This is a genomic window from Phocicoccus schoeneichii (genome assembly GCF_014635565.1).
In the GTDB taxonomy this organism is placed as follows: Bacteria; Bacillota; Bacilli; order Staphylococcales; family Salinicoccaceae; genus Phocicoccus; species Phocicoccus schoeneichii.
This window is the reverse complement of the sequence record NZ_BMDB01000004.1, coordinates 38567-55166: the sequence shown is the minus strand read 5'-3', so window position 1 is coordinate 55166 and position 16600 is coordinate 38567. Positions and strand designations below refer to the sequence as shown.

Genomic DNA, 16600 nt, shown 5'->3' with positions numbered 1-16600 from the left:
GATATATACTAAATTTGAATATACAATTTAAATGAAGAGATATTGTTTTAAAGCAATATCTCTTTTTTCATTTGTTATCATGTCATATTTTATAAATGTGGCATTTTTTAATGTTTTTTAAGTATACGAGGGGGGGTTATCATGAAACGCTATTACGTTCGTTCACCAACGGATAAATTATTTACACTAATGCTTTGAAATGATAAATCTATTGTATAGAAAGGAAAATGCAAAATGGAGTTAAAACATGTCATTCCAAATATGGAGAAAACATTTGGAAATTTAGAATACGCAGGAGAAGGCAAAGTCGAGCAACGTCGTATTAATGGGCGTATGACAACATTGTCACGCAGTTACAATCTATATTCCGATATTCAACGGGCAGATGATATTGAGGTAATCTTGCCACAAGAAGCTGGAGAGAAGTTCTTTGAACATGAAGAAAAAGTAAAGTTAGTTAATGCAAAAATTACCGCAGAAGGTTATAAAATTGGTGAACGTGGTTTCACGAAATACATTTTACATGCTGACGATATGGTCAAAGCATAAGGAGGAAAAAACATGAGATTAGCGGAAGGAATTGTGATTGATAAAGAAAAGACATTCGGATTACTAAAGTTTTCTTCATTACGTCGGGAAGTCTTTTTACAAAATGAAGATGGTACGGTATCAACAGAAGTAAAAGAACGCACATATGATTTAAAGTCTCGTGAACAAGGGCGCATGATTCAAGTAAGCATTCCTGCTTCCGTTCCATTAAAAGACTTTGATTATAATGCAGAAGTAGAACTCATTAATCCTGTCGCAGATACAGTCGCAAATGCAACTTTTCGTGGTGCGGATGTGGATTGGTATATCAAGGCAGATGACTTGGTTTTAAAAGGGAAAACAGCGTCGCCAGGCACTAACACTCAAAAATCCACTCCATCCAAAGATAAATAATGAAATTATACCGAAAAAGAGGGAAGCGAATCCGACCAAGTGACGCCTCTCTCTTTTTTCAATTTATCTTTTTTGGATTGTTTGGTGTATGGCTAGTTTTCTTTATACCTTTTCATGTAAAGTTTTTACTTTCGACAACGTGGGAAGTTGATCCATTTCAAACTCACTTTATAAGTACGTATGGATTTACTTCCCTAATTATTAGTTTGATATTGGTGGCAATCTGTGCATTTGTTTACTATCGGTATCGTTATAACCATCTAAAACAATTGATGCATCGACAAAAGCTCGCAAAGATGATTTTAGATAATCAATGGTATGAAACAAAACAAGTGATGAATGAAGGATTTTTCAAAGATATCCCATCTAGTAAGGCGAAGGAAAAAATGACTCATTTTCCAAAGATGTATTATCGGTATGAAAAAGGCATGATTCATATTCAAGTAGAAATAACACTGGGTAAATATCAAGAGCCATTGTTAAATTTAGAAAAGAAGCTAGAAAGTGGCTTGTATTGTGAATTAGTGTCAAAAGAATTACATGATTCCTATGTAGAGTATGTGCTTTTTTATGATATGATTGCGAACCGTATTTCGATTGATGAAGTCATTGCGCAAAACGGTCGTTTAAAGCTCATGAAATCAATGGATTGGGAATACGATCAGCTGCCACATATGTTGATTGCTGGCGGAACAGGTGGCGGAAAAACCTATTTTATTCTTACGTTGATTGAAGCACTTTTAAAAACCAATGCGAAGTTGTATATTTTAGATCCGAAAAATGCTGATTTAGCCGATCTAAGTACTGTCATGCCTGATGTCTATTATAAAAAGGAAGACATGATGGCAAGTATTGACCAATTTTATGAAGATATGATGGCTCGAAGTGAAGAAATGAAACAAATGCAGGGATATAAAACAGGAGAAAACTATGCTTATTTGGGTTTACCTCCCCACTTTTTAGTTTTTGACGAGTACGTTGCATTTATGGAAATGCTTGCTTCTAAAGAAAGTACGGCTGTATTAACGAAGCTAAAACAGATTGTGATGTTAGGACGTCAAGCCGGTTTCTTTCTTATTCTCGCTTGTCAGCGGCCAGATGCAAAATATTTAGGGGATGGGATTCGTGATCAATTTAATTTTCGGGTTGCTTTAGGAAGAATGTCCGAACTAGGATATGGCATGATGTTTGGATCGGACGTCCAAAAACAATTTTTCTTAAAACAGATTAAAGGACGTGGGTATGTCGACAAAGGAGATAATGTCATTACCGAATTTTACACACCACTTGTGCCAAAGAATCATGACTTTTTAAAAGAGATAGAGAAACTAGCTCAATGAAGGCTGCCCAGTGCGGCGGCGTGCGAAGCGTAAGCCGCTGTGCTGGGCAAAGCCTGCGTGGCGACAGCCACGCTTTACCCCCCGTTTCTAACAGGGGGGTAGAAAAACAATAAGAAACTGTTTCAAAAGTCCAAAAACCCTTGTGCATCAAGGGTTTAGGTCATATTACGAAGATGTCAGCTTTTATCCTTTAGTTGACATCTTTTTTGTGTTGGGAGGAATGCATATGAATGAAGTACCTTGGTATCAACAATTAAAAGAAAAACGATTGGCATACGGCGTATCGCAAAACAAATTAGCGGTACATGTAGGAATTTCAAGGCAATATATTAGTGAGATTGAAACAGGAAAAATTACACCGACTCAAACGTTACAACAGGCGATGTTCGATATATTAGAACAATTTAATCCAGAAGCACCTTTGGAAATTTTATTTGATTACGTGCGAATACGTTTTTTAACAACGAACCCGAAGCCAGTTATTGAAGAAATCTTACGATTGAAAATGGAGTATATGATCCATGAAGATTATGCGTTTTATTCTTACTTGGAACAATATGTTTTTGGTGACATTGTCGTTATGGTTTCGCCTGATGAAGATAAAGGTTGTTTACTTGAACTCAAAGGTAAGGGTTGTCGTCAATTTGAAAACTTTTTATTAGCCCAGCAACGTACATGGTTTGATTTCTTTATGGATGTATTCCGTGTGAATGGTGTCTTTAAACGAGTTGACCTAGCAATCAATGATAGGACAGGCATATTGGATATTCCATTTTTGACGAACAAATGTAGAAATGAAGAATGTATTTCTGTGTTTCGTAGCTTTAAAAGTTATCGTTCTGGCGAATTAGTTCATGGAGAAGAAAAACGGGATATGGGAAATACGTTATATATTGGTTCCTTGAAAAGTGATGTGTATTTTTGTGTGTATGAAAAAGATTACGAACAATACGTGAAACATGGCGCATCACTTGAAGATACGGACATTAAAAATCGGTTTGAAATTCGATTGAAAAATGATCGTGCTTATCATGCAGTTGTTGATTTAATGACCTACGAAGATGCGGGACGAACAGCCTTTTCCATTATTAACCGATATATTCGATTTGTTGATAAAGATGAGAAAAAACGGCGAAGTAGTTGGCCAATGAATGCAGAGTGGCAGCGTTTTTTAGATTTAGGTGAAAACAGAAGAATTTATTTAACAACAAAACCTGAACCTTACACATTCGATAAAACACTTAGATGGTTGGCACGTCAAGTAGCCCCTACTTGGAAACTGGCAACTAAACTAGATGAAATCAATCAAACAACTGTGATTAAAGATATGCTGGATCAAGCGAAGTTAACCAAACGACATCAACAATTATTGATGCAACAGGCACTTGAAACAGAAGATGTTATTAAATGATAGATTGAAGGGTTTCCATGAAAATCATCAAATTTATTTTTATTGCCATCATAGGTGGTATTATTTTATGGTTTATCGAATGCATGCGTCAAGTGACAAAATATTAGTAGATGGAAGGAGAAATGAATAATGAACTTTGGACAAAATTTGTATAACTGGTTTTTAAGTAATGCACAATCGTTGGTGTTAATGGCAATCGTTGTAATTGGTATTTATTTAGGCTTTAAACGAGAGTTCTCTAAATTGATAGGTTTTTTAATTGTTGCTTTAGTTGCGGTAGGGTTGGTATTTAATGCAAGTGGAGTGAAAGATGTATTGTTAAACTTATTCAATCGTATTATTGGAGCGTGATATATGGATTGGTTTATTAAAATAGTAGAATCTTTATTCTGAATGTTGTAGTTAGATTTAGAGAACGGGGGATGATACAATAGGCTTAAAATGGAAAGGTCTTGGTAAATTTGACGAATAAGAAAACGAAAATACGTTTTAATAAATTGCCGTGTCTATTAAAGGACATGGAGAAAAAACAGTGGATGATAGATTCTTTTATCTTTGAATATAAAACTGAACAATACATTGTTATATTAACTTTGTATAATGAAAAGGAAAGAAAACCAAATCAGCATGCTAAAGCTAAAGTAGAATTTGTAAAAGATAACAATACGGAACATTCAATTAAAGGATTTATTGACTTTTATGAAGTTTATTTTGATGATTTTAAAGAATTTTGTGATTTTTTTGGTGTGGAAAATAGAAATATGGGGAGAGATTTATTTGTAGATTTTGCCAATATTTTCTCTGAATTTATACCTGAAGAAAAAATCATAAAGAAAAGTGATAGGATACAAAAAATAATTGGTAGTCGTGCAGAAGGGAATAATCCAAAAGCAGTGTATTGTTATGAGGTTCGTCGTAATGGCAAAAAAGCTGATGGAACATTGAAAAAGCGTAGTATTGCTAATAGTAATAAAGCAGAAATGCTTCGACCAGAACTATATGAAACATTTCGTAATGATACTAATTTGAGCTTTTACTTTTCAACAGAAAAAGCTGACTGTAAAAGCGACTTAGAAATTAAGCGGGCATTTGCAAAGAGATAAAATGAATTTTCCAGTGGACATTTATTGTCTGCTGTTTTTTTATGCCTATTTTTAACAAAAAGGATGTGAAAACTGATGGACATGCAAGTATATATCGCCAATCTCGGAAAATATAATGAGGGCGAATTGGTTGGAGATTGGTTTACCCCACCAATCGATATGGAAGAAGTGAAAGAACGCATCGGTTTAAATAGTGAATATGAAGAATACGCCATACATGATTACGAATTACCATTTGAAATTGGTGAATACACCCCAATTTCTGAAATCAATCGGTTATGTGCCATGGTAGAAAATTTAGAAGGCTCACCAATTTACCATGAACTATCTGAAATTCAAGGCTACTGGTTTGATAGCTTAGAAGAATTGCTAGAGAATCAAGATGATATTATCTGTTATACAGATTGTGAAGATATGGAAGATGTGGCTCGTTACTATGTTGAAGAAACGGGTATGCTTGGTGAGGTACCTACTAATTTACAGAATTATATCGATTATCAAGCACCTGGAAGAGATTTAGAAATAAACGGGAGTTTTCTCGTTACGTCACATGGTGTATTTGAATATGTTGGATAAGTAAATATAAAAATGCGAAAACAGTCTGTGTATAATATGCAGGCTGTTTTTTCTTGAAAGGAGAACTTATGAAAAAATTAAAAAGTTATACCCGTATTTGGTCGGTTGAAAAAGTCATTTATGCAATCAATGATTTTCGCTTGCCCTTTCCCGTCACATTTAATCAAATGTCGTGGTTTGTACTTTCGCTTCTGCTTGTCATGTTACTTGGGAATCTTCCCCCGCTCTCATTGATTAATGGAGCACTATTAAAATATGTTGGAATTCCTGTTGGCTTAACATGGTTTATGAGTCAAAAAACATTTGATGGCAAAAAGCCATATAGCTTTCTGAAATCCGTCATCACTTACTTTTTTCGTCCTAAAATAACTTATGCAGGGAAGCCAATTAAATTACAACATGTGAAAGTGAATGAAAGTATTACAGCTGTAAGGAGTGAAATCCATGCGTTATCCGATTAAATATATGGAAAATAATCTTGTCTTTAACCGTGATGGAGAATGCTTTGCCTATTATGAATTGCTTCCCTATAATTATTCCTTTTTATCACCAGACGAAAAAATACAAGTACATGATCATTTTCGCCAATTGATTGCACAAAATCAAGACGGAAAAATTCATGCTCTACAAATTAGTACGGCCAGTAGTATTCGTTCTGTTCAAGAGCGTAGTAAAGATTTAGTTACTGGTCGATTAAAAGACGTTGCTTATGCACGAATTGACGATCAAACGGAAGCGCTTGTTTCGATGATCGGGGAACATCAAGTAGACTATCGTTTCTTTATTGGTTTTAAACTGCTCTTGAATGAAGAAGAGGTTAGTATGAAATCTATGGGGAAATCGATTAAAAATTCACTATCTTCTTTTGTTCGTGATGTGAACCATCATTTAATGGGTGATTTTGTGTCCATGCCTCATGATGAAATGAGACGTTTCTCTAAAATGGAGTCTTTACTGCAAAACAAAATTTCAAGACGTTTCAAAATCCGTCCTTTAGAGAAAAATGATTTTGGTTATTTAATTGAACATCTACATGGTCAATCAGATGTTGCTTATGAGGACTATGACTACGTGCTTCCACTGAAAAAGTTAAATCATGAAACTTTAGTGAAACACTATGACATTATTAAGCCAACACGTTGTTTAATAGAAGAAAATCAACGTTATTTAAAAATCGAACAAGAAGAACAGACAACATATGTTGCCTATTTTACGATCAATTCAATTGTTGGTGATTTGGAGTTTCCATCAGATGAAATCTTTTATTATCAACAACAACAATTCACTTTCCCCATAGATACATCCATGAATGTGGAAATCGTGACGAATAAAAAAGCATTATCAACTGTGCGCAATAAGAAAAAAGAACTGAAAGATTTAGATGATCATGCGTGGGAATCCAACAATGAAACAGGAAGCAATGTGTTAGAAGCCTTGGAACAAGTGAATGAATTAGAAGATGTACTTGATCAAAGTAAAGAATCGATGTACAAGTTAAGTTATGTCATTCGCGTATCTGCTTCTACTTTAGATGAACTGAAACAACGGTGTAATGAAGTGAAAGATTTTTATGATGATTTAAACGTAAAACTTGTTCGCCCATTTGGCGATATGATTGGTTTACACAGTGAATTTATTCCTGCCAGTAAACGATATATGAATGATTATATTCAGTATGTTACATCTGACTTTTTAGCTGGACTTGGATTTGGTGCTACACAAATGCTTGGTGAAACAGAAGGGATTTATTTTGGTTACAACTTGGATACAGGAAGAAATGTATATCTCAATCCTAGTTTAGCGAGTCAAGGGGTCAAAGGTTCAGTCACAAATGCCTTGGCTTCTGCTTTCTTAGGTTCACTTGGTGGTGGGAAATCTTTTTCCAACAATCTACTGGTCTATTATGCTGTTCTTTTCGGAGGACAAGCACTCATCGTTGATCCAAAGGCAGAACGTGGCAACTGGAAAGAAACATTGCCTGAAATGGCACATGAAATAAATATTGTTAATTTAACAAGTGATGATTCAAACAAAGGACTACTTGATCCCTTTGTCATTATGAAAAAGAAAAAGGATTCAGAAAGTCTTGCGATTGATATTCTCACCTTTCTCACGGGTATATCGAGTCGGGATGGGGATAAATTTCCTGTATTGCGACGTGCGATTCGTGCCGTTGGTCAACAGGAAGAACGGGGCTTGCTTCTTGTGATTCATGAATTAAGAAGTGATCCTAATCCATTAGCTGGTCCGATTGCGGACCATATTGAAAGTTTTACGGACTATGATTTCGCTCACCTTCTATTTTCAGATGGAACGGTGAAAAATTCGATTAGTTTAGAGAAACAGTTAAACATTATTCAAGTAGCTGATTTGGTGTTACCTGATGCGGAAACTAGTTTTGAAGAATACACAACAATGGAACTCCTTAGTGTTGCGATGTTGATTGTAATTTCTACCTTCGCATTAGACTTTATCCATTCTGATCGAAGCATATTTAAAATTGTTGATTTGGATGAAGCTTGGAGTTTCCTGCAAGTCGCACAAGGGAAAACACTCTCGAATAAATTAGTTCGTGCAGGACGTGCGATGAATGCGGGCGTATATTTTGTAACACAAAACGCAGATGATTTAACCGATGAAAAACTAAAAAATAATATCGGTGTGAAGTTTGCCTTTCGTTCTAGGGATATTAATGAAATTAAAAAGACCTTGGAGTTTTTTGGCGTCGATAAAGAAGATGAAGGCAATCAAAGGCGACTTCGTGAATTAGAAAATGGTCAATGCTTGATCCAAGATTTATATGGACGGGTTGGGATTATTCAAGTCCATCCTGTTTTTGAAGATTTATTTGATGCATTCGATACTCGACCACCTACAAATGAAAAAGAAACGAGGTGACAATGTGAACAAACAAAAACTAAAAAAGATAATTTTAACGGTAGTGCTGATTAGTGCTGCCGTTTTTCTATGTCTTCTTTTACTCGGCACTTTCGCAAATGCTGCGGGATTAGTTGATGATACGGTATCAGAAGATAACTTGTATTCTCTTTATCCATTAGACCATTACCAACTCGATTTTTATGTGGATACAGGTTGGGATTGGCTGCCGTGGAACTGGAATGATGGAATTGGTAAACAAGTCATGTATGGACTCTACATGATTACCAATTTCATCTGGATTATTAGCTTGTATTTGTCCAATGCGACAGGGTATTTAATCCAACAAGCTTACTCACTCGATTTCATTTCACAAACGGCAGATGCCATCGGAAAAAACATGCAAACATTAGCTGGGATTACCGCAAATGGGTTTAGTAGTTCAGGTTTTTATGTTGGTTTCTTGCTTCTGTTTATTTTAGTCATTGGGATTTACGTGGCTTATACAGGTTTAATGAAGCGAGAAACGACGAAAGCCATTCGAGCGATTCTGAACTTTTTAGTCGTGTTTATTTTGTCGGCTTCTTTTATTGCCTATGCTCCAACGTATATTACTAAAATCAATAACTTTTCTGCTGATATTAGTCAAGCAAGCTTGGACTTAGGAACAAAAATTTTGATGCCGAATTCGAGTAGTCAGGGAAAAGATAGTGTCGATTTGATACGGAATAACCTCTTTTCCATTCAAGTGGAGCAACCTTGGATGTTGTTGCAATTTGATGATTCGGATAAAGAAACGATTGGAGAAGATCGAGTTGAGACGTTAGTTTCGATTAGTCCAGATGCTAATAACGGAAAAGATCGTGAAGATGCGGTTAAAGCAGAAATTGAAGATCATGACAATAAAAATTTAACGATTACGAAGACCACTACACGTTTAGGAATGGTCTTCTTTTTATTTCTATTCAATATCGGGATTTCCGTTTTTGTGTTTCTTTTAGCGGGAATTATGATCTTCTCGCAAATTTTGTTTATTATCTATGCGATGTTTTTGCCCATTAGTTTTTTACTTTCCATGATACCGACTTTCGAAAACATGGGAAAACAGGCGATTATGAAATTGTTTAATGTGATTATGCTTCGCGCGGGTATCACGTTAATTATTACCGTTGCTTTCAGTATTTCATCCATGCTGTACAGTTTAACAACGAGTTATCCATTTTTCTTAATTGCCTTCTTGCAGATTGTCACGTTTGCGGGCATTTACATGAAACTTGGTGACATCATGAGTATGTTTAGCTTACAAAGCAATGACTCACAAAACGTTAGCCGTAAAGTGATGCGTCGTCCTTATCGCATGTTTAATCGTGGTAGTCGCCGATTACAACGTAATATTACCCGTACACTTGCAGGTGCAACGGCTGGTGCATTAATTGGTCAATCTAAAAAAGCAAAAGGGAGTTCATCGCCACTTCGCCCATTACAACGACTAACATCATCACCAAAAAAGAATCGCGAAAAGGCGAACGAACAAGCGAATCCAACTTCATTAAGTCAGAAGTTTGTTCAAGTAACGGGCAAGGTACTTGGTGCAAAAAGTCAGGTTCGAGAAAATATCAAACATCGAAAAGAACAATTGGTTGATTTACCAACGAATACTAAATATGCGGTAATGCAAGGGAAAGAACAGTTGAAAAAGCCTGTTCATGATTTTAAAGAAGGTGTTGTGCAGGCGAAAGAACAAAGAAAAAAAGCAGCAAACGAACGAACAGTAAAACATCGTCAAACGATAGCCGATAAACGAAGGTCATTAGATAAAAAGCGTGAACCTTCTCGTAATCAGGCTACTCATACACGACCAGTTACTCAAAGAGAACCGATTGTGGGGAGAATTATACAGCAACAAAAGACATCAACAAACGCTCAAGAACATGTAACCCATGGGATGCAGGACCAATTCAAACAGGAGAAGTTGAATAGAAAAATATCAGTTTATAAAGAACGCCCTGAAATGGAACGTAAACAAAAAGTACAAAAAGTGATGAAGCATCCGGATAAACCAATCAAAGTAATGAAGAAGAGACAGCTTCAGAAACGTTCTGCGTCTACAAATAGGAGGGAACGTCAATGAAGATCATGCGATTAAAAATAATGCTCATTACGTATGGAGTAGGCTTTCTACTCTTTTTTGGATTGTTGGTTTTTGTGGCACTCTTTATTTCTAATGAAGATGATTCATCAGGAAGAAATTATTCTGACATGGATGGCGTGGGAAGTGTTTCTGTGTCAGCAGGTGTATTAAAGCACCGACCAATGGTAGAGAAATATGCGAAAGAATATGGCGTTAGTGAATATGTGTCAACATTACTCGCAATTATGGAAGTGGAAAGTGGTGGAAGGTTAATTGATGTGATGCAATCAAGTGAATCAATGGGATTGCCACCAAATACTTTAGATTCGGAAGAAGCATCTATAAAGCAAGGCGTAAAATACTTTGCAGATTTAATTCAATCCGCAGGATCTAAAGGAGTGGATGGAAATACGGTCATACAGGCTTATAACTATGGCGGTGGGTTCATTGATTATGTTGCACAAAGGGGAAAGCGATATAGTTTTGATTTAGCCCAAAGCTTTGCGAAAAAACATTCAGGTGGAAGTAAAACGACTTATTCCAACCCAATTGCGGTAAAAAAGAACGGTGGTTGGCGATACCTGTATGGCAATATGTTCTACGTTGACTTGGTTAATCAATATTTTCACTCCCCACAATTTGATGGTGACCTTGTGCAGTTAGTGATGGATGAAGCCTTGAAGTACGAAGGCTATCCTTATGTATTTGGTGGAGATAACCCAAACACTTCTTTTGATTGTAGTGGGCTTACACAATGGAGCTATCAAAAGGCTGGCATTAATTTACCAAGAACAGCACAACAACAATATGACTTTACAGAACATATCCCTTTATCGGAAGCAAAGCCAGGTGATTTAGTATTTTTTCACTCAACGTATAACTCTGGAACGTATGTTACCCATGTTGGAATTTATCTTGGAGACAATCAAATGTATAACGCAGGTGATCCGATTGGCTATGCAGATTTGACGACTGCTTATTGGCAAAAACATCTAATTGGAGCTGGGCGCATTAAACAATAGAAAGGGTTGGAATAAATGAAAAACATCTTTAGAAAAAAAGAAAAACAAACGGCGGAAACAAAGTCATCGAAAACAAAAGTAAAAAGTGTTGGCACACGTAAGAAATCCGTTACGGTTTTGTGGATGGTATTAATCAGTAGCCTTGTCTTTGGGATTTATAAGAACTTTACAGCTATTGATCAGCATATAGTTCATGAAAAAGAAGTCATTGAAACAAAGCTTGTGGACACAAGTGCAATTGAAAGCTTTACGAAAAACTTTGTGAAAGATTACTATACGTGGCAAAACAATAAAGAATCGATTGAACGACGAGAAGAAAAGTTAAGCCTGTATCTAACAGAGGAATTGCATGCTTTAAATACTGATACAGTAAGAGCAGACATTCCTACTAGTTCGAGTGTCAGTGATATTGATATTTGGTCGGTTTCACAAGAAAATAATGATGATTATGCAGTTGTTTATTCCGTAGAACAAAAAATTACAGAAGAAAAAAATAATGAAACGATTCATTCCACTTATCGAATCTTACTTCATCAAGATAGCACAGGAAACTTAGTGACTACCCAAAGTCCAACCATATGGAGCATACCGAATAAATCAGATTATGAACCAGAACAACCTGAAAGTAATGGCACGGTCGATTCTGATACAGTGCAAGAGGTGACAGAGTTTTTGGAGACGTTTTTTAGGTTTTATCCAACTGCCACAGAGAAAGAACTTGCTTATTATGTTAAAGATGATGCTTTGCCATCAATTGAAAAAGATTATATTTTTTCCAATCTGATTAATCCTATAATCCAACAAGACGGAGAGTGGATGCGAGTATGGTTAACAGTGGAATATATAGATGAGATAACGAAAGTAACCCAAATCTCGCAGTACAATCTGACGTTAGAGAAAGAAATGAATTGGATAATTGTAAAATAGAGATATTTATATGAAATACAATTTTTTTGTTTGTAGGTCAAATTGATTGTAGTTACAATTTTCAAAAAACAATAATGCAATAAAAGTGGAGACGAAACTTAGGGGAATTTAAAAGCGTATGAAATCAGTTTTTAAAAATTGATTTCATACACTTCACTTTTGAGATAAATAATTTCATATATTTAAATAATACTTAAGACTCTTTTTAATTACTTTCCTGTGTTTTTAAATTTTTCAATTCTTTTTCCTATTTCATCTCTCACTCTTTGAAATTCTGACCATGGTTTACCAGCGGGATCATCAAATCCCCAGTGTACTTTTTCTACATTAGCAGGTAGTATCGGACAATTATTGTCGGCATCACTACATAGGGTTACAAGTAAAGTTGATTTCTTTATAATTTCTGGATTAATAATGTCAGAAGTTTGATTAGAAATATCAATATTCACTTCTTTCATAGCTGCTACAGCATTCGGATTAACCCCGTGTGCGACAATACCAGCTGAATAAACATCCCATTCCTCCCCTAGAATATTCTTAGCCCACCCTTCTGCCATTTGACTTCTGCAGGAGTTGCCAGTACAAATAAAATAAATAATCTTGTTTGCCATATAAATTACCTACTCTCTTAAAATATTAGTAAAGTTAAATACAATCCAATTAGTGTGAAAAATAATACAGGAATGGTGATTACGATACCCGTTTTAAAATAAGTCCCCCAAGATATCTTCATGCCTTTTTGAGACAAAACATGTAACCATAAAAGTGTGGCTAAAGATCCAATAGGTGTAATTTTTGGACCCAAGTCAGAACCGATAACATTTGCATATATTAAACCTTCTTTTAATAAACCGGTAACACTTGCCTGATCAATGGCAATAGCATCAATTAATACTGTTGGCATGTTATTCATAATGGAAGATAAGAATGCCGAAATAAATCCCATACCCATAATACCTGTAAATAGTCCGTTATCACTCAAAGACGTTAGTATATTTGCTAAAATTGTTGTGATACCTGCATTTTTTAATCCAAACACAACAAGATACATACCTATGGAGAAAATGACAATATTCCAAGGCGCACCCACTATGACTTGACGAATATTTACCGCTTTTGACTTTCTAGCCATTAGTAAAAATACAATAGCTACAATTCCTGCAATTATTGACACAGGGATAGCGATAAATTCACTTGTTAAATATCCAACAAATAATATTCCTAAAACAAACCATGAATACTTAAAGAGATTTTTATCCTTTATGGCTTCCCTTGGGGCTTGTAGTTCTTTATCGTTAAAATGCTTAGGTATCGCTTTCCTAAAGTATAACCATAGAACTAAAATACTCGCTACAAGTGAAAAGAGATTGGGTATAATCATTCTGCTAAAATACTCTAGGAATCCTATGTTAAAGTAGTCTGCTGACACAATATTTACTAAATTACTTACAATAAGAGGAAGGGACGTAGTATCTGCAATAAAACCACTTGCAATAACAAACGGAAAGACCACTTTTTCTTCAAAATTTAGGTTTCTAACCATGGCAAGGACGATAGGTGTTAGAATTAACGCTGCTCCATCATTCGCAAAAAAAGCGGCAACAAGCGATCCTAATAAAGATATATATATAAACATTTTTACGCCGTTTCCTTTTGAAGCTAAAACCATATGTCTTGCAGACCATTCAAAAAATCCTATTTCATCTAAAATTAAAGAAATGATAATCACGGCAACAAAAGTCAGGGTAGCGTTCCATACGATGCCTGTTACTTCTATTACGTCTGAAAAAGAAACAACACCTGTTATGATTGCAAGGATAGCTCCTATTATAGCTGTTACACCGATATCAAGCCCTTTAGGCTGCCAAATGACGAAGATTAAAGTTAGCAAGAAAATAAGAATTGCTAATACTGTCATGAATCACACTCACCATTTCGAATGTTTTCACATATACATGGGGTATGATTAGAACCTAATAAAGAAAGTTGTGATGTTACCTCGGTGATTAAATCTTGATTCAGTTGATACATTGTCTTTGTACCTTCTTTGCGAGAAGTCACAAGTTGGTTTTGGACTAAAGATTTCATATGATGGCTTAAAGTCGGTTGCGAGAATGGAAAGTGTTCTAACAAATCACATGCACATAATTCTCCACACGATAATATGTCTAATATTTCTAACCTGCTAGGATCAGCCATAGTTTTTATCGTACTAGATAATTCCTGATAGTTCATAAAATCCCTCCTGATTAATTTAATTATAGAATACCATCTATATAGATATATGTCTATGATTAGTTGTAATTTACTTCATTTTTATTCAATGACTTTTAAACGTCTCATATATATTTTTTGTCATTGTACCTATTGCTTTAGGTTCAATAGGGGAAGTCGTAACACTTATGATTTTTAAATGAATCATAAGTGTTGACAAATGTAAGTTTTTAATTTAGATTTATATACATCAAGAAAAATTGATTTAAAGAAGGGGGTGGTGAACATGGAGGTAATTCAAATTGTTAAACAACTAAGTAATGAAGAGACTCTCGATTTTTATGAAAACATGTTTAGTGCATTAGCTGATAAAATAAGGCTGAAGATACTAAACGAAATCAATCAAAGTCCAGATAAAAATTTATGTGTTTGTGATTTGGAAGAAAAATTAGGCTTGCAACAATCTAAACTTTCTTACCATCTAAAAAAATTAGTAAATGCTAATATATTAATTTCGGAAAAGCATGGAACCTGGAATTATTACAGAATTAATGAAGAACAAGTACAGCTTGTTTTAAACGAAGATACTTGTTGCAAGTTCTTTTAGCAAGTATCTCTATTATTTAACCTATAAATCAATTTTTTTTGATTAATATATCAACAAAAATTAATTAATATAAGTGAGGAGTTAAATTAATGTCAGATACTATTATGGAGTTTGCGAAAACATTTTTTATATTATTTTTTGAATTGCTTGCATTGTTCGTTGTAGTAAGCTTTATTGTTAGCCTAATTCAACAAGTAATATCGGAAGAGAAAATTAAGAAATTCTTAAATCGGCCGAACAGAGCTGTTAATTATATTTTAGGAACATTTTTCGGAGCAATAACACCTTTTTGTTCGTGTTCGACAATACCTATTCTTGCTGGATTATTAAATTCTAAAGTACCATTTGGTCCAGCGATGAGTTTTCTTATAGCATCGCCTTTAATGAATCCGGTAGTTGTATTTATGTTATGGGCACTTTTAGGATGGAAAATTACAATTGTTTATGTTGTTGTTTTAAGTATATTTAGCATACTAACAGGTATTGTGTTTTCAAAATTAAATTTATTGGAATCGTATAAAGGTGTAACAGTAAAAGGAGACGGATTCTTTAGTAATAACCAAGGATCTAGAATAAAACGGGCTTTAAATGATGCATGGGCTTTTCTTTATCCAATGTTACCTTACCTATTCGTTGGGGTTTTCATAGGTGCCTTTATTTATGGCTTTATACCCACTGAATTTATTACGAAATATGCAAGTGGTGATGGTGTCTTTTCGGTTCTCATTGCTTCAGTTATTGGAATACCGTTGTATATCAGACCAGAAACAATGCTACCTATAGCAGAAGCGCTTGTTTCAAAAGGGATGTCAATGGGTACAGTAATTGCTTTAGTTATTGGCGGTGCAGGAGCTAGTATTCCTGAAGTTGCCCTATTATCCAAGTTATTTAAAAAGAAATTTTTGTTCGCCTTTATATCAGCAATTATAATTGTAGCTGTTTCTACTGGTCTTATTGTTAATTTAATATTTTAAAGGAAAAGGTGGTAATAAAATGAATATTGAATCCTCAGTTATTAAACGTTATGGTAGTGCCGCTATTAATCATGAACAAAACCTTTGTTGTCCCGTAGAATACGATACTAGGTACCTTAAAATCATACCTGAAGAAATAATAGAAAAAGATTATGGTTGTGGTGATCCTTTGGGGAAAATTAAAGAAGGAGATGTAGTTCTTGATTTAGGTAGTGGTGGTGGAAAAGTCCCTTATATTGTTTCGCAAATTGTTGGGAAGACTGGAAAAGTCATTGGAGTAGATATGAATGATGATATGCTTTCTCTAGCTAAGAAATATCAAGGATAGATAGTTGAAACTTTAGGTTATGACAATGTTACTTTTTATAAAGGAAAGATTCAAAATTTAAAGTTAGATTTAGATAAGCTAGATAAGTATATAGAAAAAAATCCAGCTACTAACTTAACAAGTTTTAATTCTATTAATAATTATATTT

18 protein-coding genes are annotated in these 16600 nt (G+C 34.8%); 15 read left to right on the top strand and 3 right to left on the bottom strand.

Translation table 11 applies throughout. The annotated features are described in order from the left end of the window. Positions 1-234 precede the first annotated feature (234 nt). The 12 genes from IEU51_RS08190 to IEU51_RS08135 all read left to right on the top strand — a co-directional run bounded on the left by IEU51_RS08190 (position 235) and on the right by IEU51_RS08135 (position 12329). A complete protein-coding gene (locus IEU51_RS08190) occupies positions 235-549 on the top strand; it encodes a YdcP family protein (protein ID WP_186088539.1) in 315 nt (104 codons plus the stop codon). Between the two features lie 12 nt (positions 550-561). Beyond that, positions 562-942: a YdcP family protein gene (locus IEU51_RS08185; RefSeq protein WP_095312472.1), complete on the top strand. Its 381-nt coding sequence runs from the start codon at positions 562-564 to the stop codon at positions 940-942. Continuing rightward, the gene (locus IEU51_RS08180; protein ID WP_186088540.1) at positions 942-2282 is read left to right on the top strand and encodes an FtsK/SpoIIIE domain-containing protein; all 1341 of its coding nucleotides are present in this window, start codon (positions 942-944) and stop codon (positions 2280-2282) included. Before IEU51_RS08185 ends, IEU51_RS08180 begins: the two co-directional genes overlap by 1 nt. 211 nt (positions 2283-2493) lie before the next feature. Beyond that, positions 2494-3693, top strand: a complete 1200-nt coding sequence (gene mobT, locus IEU51_RS08175; RefSeq protein WP_186088604.1) for a MobT family relaxase — start codon at positions 2494-2496, stop codon at positions 3691-3693. A 129-nt stretch (positions 3694-3822) separates the two neighbouring features. After that, the gene (locus IEU51_RS08170; RefSeq protein ID WP_050349780.1) at positions 3823-4044 is read left to right on the top strand and encodes a hypothetical protein; all 222 of its coding nucleotides are present in this window, start codon (positions 3823-3825) and stop codon (positions 4042-4044) included. A gap of 101 nt (positions 4045-4145) precedes the next feature. After that, entirely contained in the window at positions 4146-4796 is a 651-nt protein-coding gene (locus tag IEU51_RS08165; protein ID WP_308808182.1) for a DUF6037 family protein, read from the top strand. Positions 4797-4871: 75 nt separating this feature from the next. Beyond that, positions 4872-5372 carry an antirestriction protein ArdA gene (locus IEU51_RS08160; RefSeq protein WP_186088542.1) on the top strand — a complete coding sequence of 167 codons (501 nt, stop codon included), beginning with the start codon at positions 4872-4874 and terminating at the stop codon, positions 5370-5372. A gap of 68 nt (positions 5373-5440) precedes the next feature. Beyond that, positions 5441-5833 (top strand): conjugal transfer protein, encoded by a 393-nt coding sequence (locus IEU51_RS08155; protein WP_186088543.1) that lies wholly within the window; start codon positions 5441-5443, stop codon positions 5831-5833. Continuing rightward, positions 5817-8270 (top strand): conjugal transfer ATPase TcpF, encoded by a 2454-nt coding sequence (gene tcpF, locus IEU51_RS08150; protein ID WP_186088544.1) that lies wholly within the window; start codon positions 5817-5819, stop codon positions 8268-8270. Before IEU51_RS08155 ends, tcpF begins: the two co-directional genes overlap by 17 nt. Beyond that, positions 8251-10380: a CD3337/EF1877 family mobilome membrane protein gene (locus tag IEU51_RS08145; protein WP_408634893.1), complete on the top strand. Its 2130-nt coding sequence runs from the start codon at positions 8251-8253 to the stop codon at positions 10378-10380. Before tcpF ends, IEU51_RS08145 begins: the two co-directional genes overlap by 20 nt. Positions 10381-10385: 5 nt before the next feature. Then, positions 10386-11402, top strand: a complete 1017-nt coding sequence (locus IEU51_RS08140; RefSeq protein ID WP_186088605.1) for a bifunctional lytic transglycosylase/C40 family peptidase — start codon at positions 10386-10388, stop codon at positions 11400-11402. 15 nt (positions 11403-11417) lie between these two features. Then, a complete protein-coding gene (locus IEU51_RS08135; RefSeq protein ID WP_186088546.1) occupies positions 11418-12329 on the top strand; it encodes a conjugal transfer protein in 912 nt (303 codons plus the stop codon). 209 nt (positions 12330-12538) lie between these two features. Here IEU51_RS08135 and arsC read toward each other — a convergent pair whose 3' ends face one another. Genes arsC through IEU51_RS08120 form a run of 3 tightly spaced genes read right to left on the bottom strand, consistent with a single transcriptional unit; the run spans position 12539 to position 14564 of the window. Beyond that, the gene (gene arsC / locus IEU51_RS08130; protein ID WP_186088547.1) at positions 12539-12940 is read right to left on the bottom strand and encodes an arsenate reductase (thioredoxin); all 402 of its coding nucleotides are present in this window, start codon (positions 12938-12940) and stop codon (positions 12539-12541) included. A gap of 17 nt (positions 12941-12957) precedes the next feature. Further along, positions 12958-14247 carry an arsenite efflux transporter membrane subunit ArsB gene (arsB, locus tag IEU51_RS08125; RefSeq protein WP_186088548.1) on the bottom strand — a complete coding sequence of 430 codons (1290 nt, stop codon included), beginning with the start codon at positions 14245-14247 and terminating at the stop codon, positions 12958-12960. After that, positions 14244-14564, bottom strand: coding sequence for an ArsR/SmtB family transcription factor (locus IEU51_RS08120; RefSeq protein ID WP_186088549.1), 321 nt, complete (start codon positions 14562-14564; stop codon positions 14244-14246). Before IEU51_RS08120 ends, arsB begins: the two co-directional genes overlap by 4 nt. 265 nt (positions 14565-14829) lie before the next feature. On the opposite strand from IEU51_RS08120, the gene IEU51_RS08115 reads away from it, so the two are divergent. The 3 genes from IEU51_RS08115 to IEU51_RS09340 all read left to right on the top strand — a co-directional run bounded on the left by IEU51_RS08115 (position 14830) and on the right by IEU51_RS09340 (position 16452). Beyond that, a complete protein-coding gene (locus IEU51_RS08115) occupies positions 14830-15150 on the top strand; it encodes an ArsR/SmtB family transcription factor (protein WP_186088550.1) in 321 nt (106 codons plus the stop codon). Positions 15151-15239: 89 nt separating this feature from the next. Then, entirely contained in the window at positions 15240-16124 is an 885-nt protein-coding gene (locus IEU51_RS08110) for a permease (protein WP_186088551.1), read from the top strand. Between the two features lie 19 nt (positions 16125-16143). Next, the gene (locus IEU51_RS09340) at positions 16144-16452 is read left to right on the top strand and encodes a methyltransferase domain-containing protein (protein WP_229713928.1); all 309 of its coding nucleotides are present in this window, start codon (positions 16144-16146) and stop codon (positions 16450-16452) included. Positions 16453-16600: the final 148 nt, after the last annotated feature.

Coding starts and splice junctions, on each gene's coding strand:
- IEU51_RS09340 (WP_229713928.1), top strand. CDS start 16,144: ATGAATATTGAATCCTCAGTTATTAAACGTTATGGTAGTGCCGCTATT.
- IEU51_RS08120 (WP_186088549.1), bottom strand. CDS start 14,564: ATGAACTATCAGGAATTATCTAGTACGATAAAAACTATGGCTGATCCT.
- IEU51_RS08190 (WP_186088539.1), top strand. CDS start 235: ATGGAGTTAAAACATGTCATTCCAAATATGGAGAAAACATTTGGAAAT.
- IEU51_RS08185 (WP_095312472.1), top strand. CDS start 562: ATGAGATTAGCGGAAGGAATTGTGATTGATAAAGAAAAGACATTCGGA.
- IEU51_RS08110 (WP_186088551.1), top strand. CDS start 15,240: ATGTCAGATACTATTATGGAGTTTGCGAAAACATTTTTTATATTATTT.
- IEU51_RS08140 (WP_186088605.1), top strand. CDS start 10,386: ATGCGATTAAAAATAATGCTCATTACGTATGGAGTAGGCTTTCTACTC.
- IEU51_RS08115 (WP_186088550.1), top strand. CDS start 14,830: ATGGAGGTAATTCAAATTGTTAAACAACTAAGTAATGAAGAGACTCTC.
- IEU51_RS08180 (WP_186088540.1), top strand. CDS start 942: ATGAAATTATACCGAAAAAGAGGGAAGCGAATCCGACCAAGTGACGCC.
- IEU51_RS08135 (WP_186088546.1), top strand. CDS start 11,418: ATGAAAAACATCTTTAGAAAAAAAGAAAAACAAACGGCGGAAACAAAG.
- IEU51_RS08170 (WP_050349780.1), top strand. CDS start 3,823: ATGAACTTTGGACAAAATTTGTATAACTGGTTTTTAAGTAATGCACAA.
- arsB (WP_186088548.1), bottom strand. CDS start 14,247: ATGACAGTATTAGCAATTCTTATTTTCTTGCTAACTTTAATCTTCGTC.
- IEU51_RS08145 (WP_408634893.1), top strand. CDS start 8,251: ATGAAAAAGAAACGAGGTGACAATGTGAACAAACAAAAACTAAAAAAG.
- IEU51_RS08155 (WP_186088543.1), top strand. CDS start 5,441: ATGAAAAAATTAAAAAGTTATACCCGTATTTGGTCGGTTGAAAAAGTC.
- IEU51_RS08160 (WP_186088542.1), top strand. CDS start 4,872: ATGGACATGCAAGTATATATCGCCAATCTCGGAAAATATAATGAGGGC.
- tcpF (WP_186088544.1), top strand. CDS start 5,817: ATGCGTTATCCGATTAAATATATGGAAAATAATCTTGTCTTTAACCGT.
- arsC (WP_186088547.1), bottom strand. CDS start 12,940: ATGGCAAACAAGATTATTTATTTTATTTGTACTGGCAACTCCTGCAGA.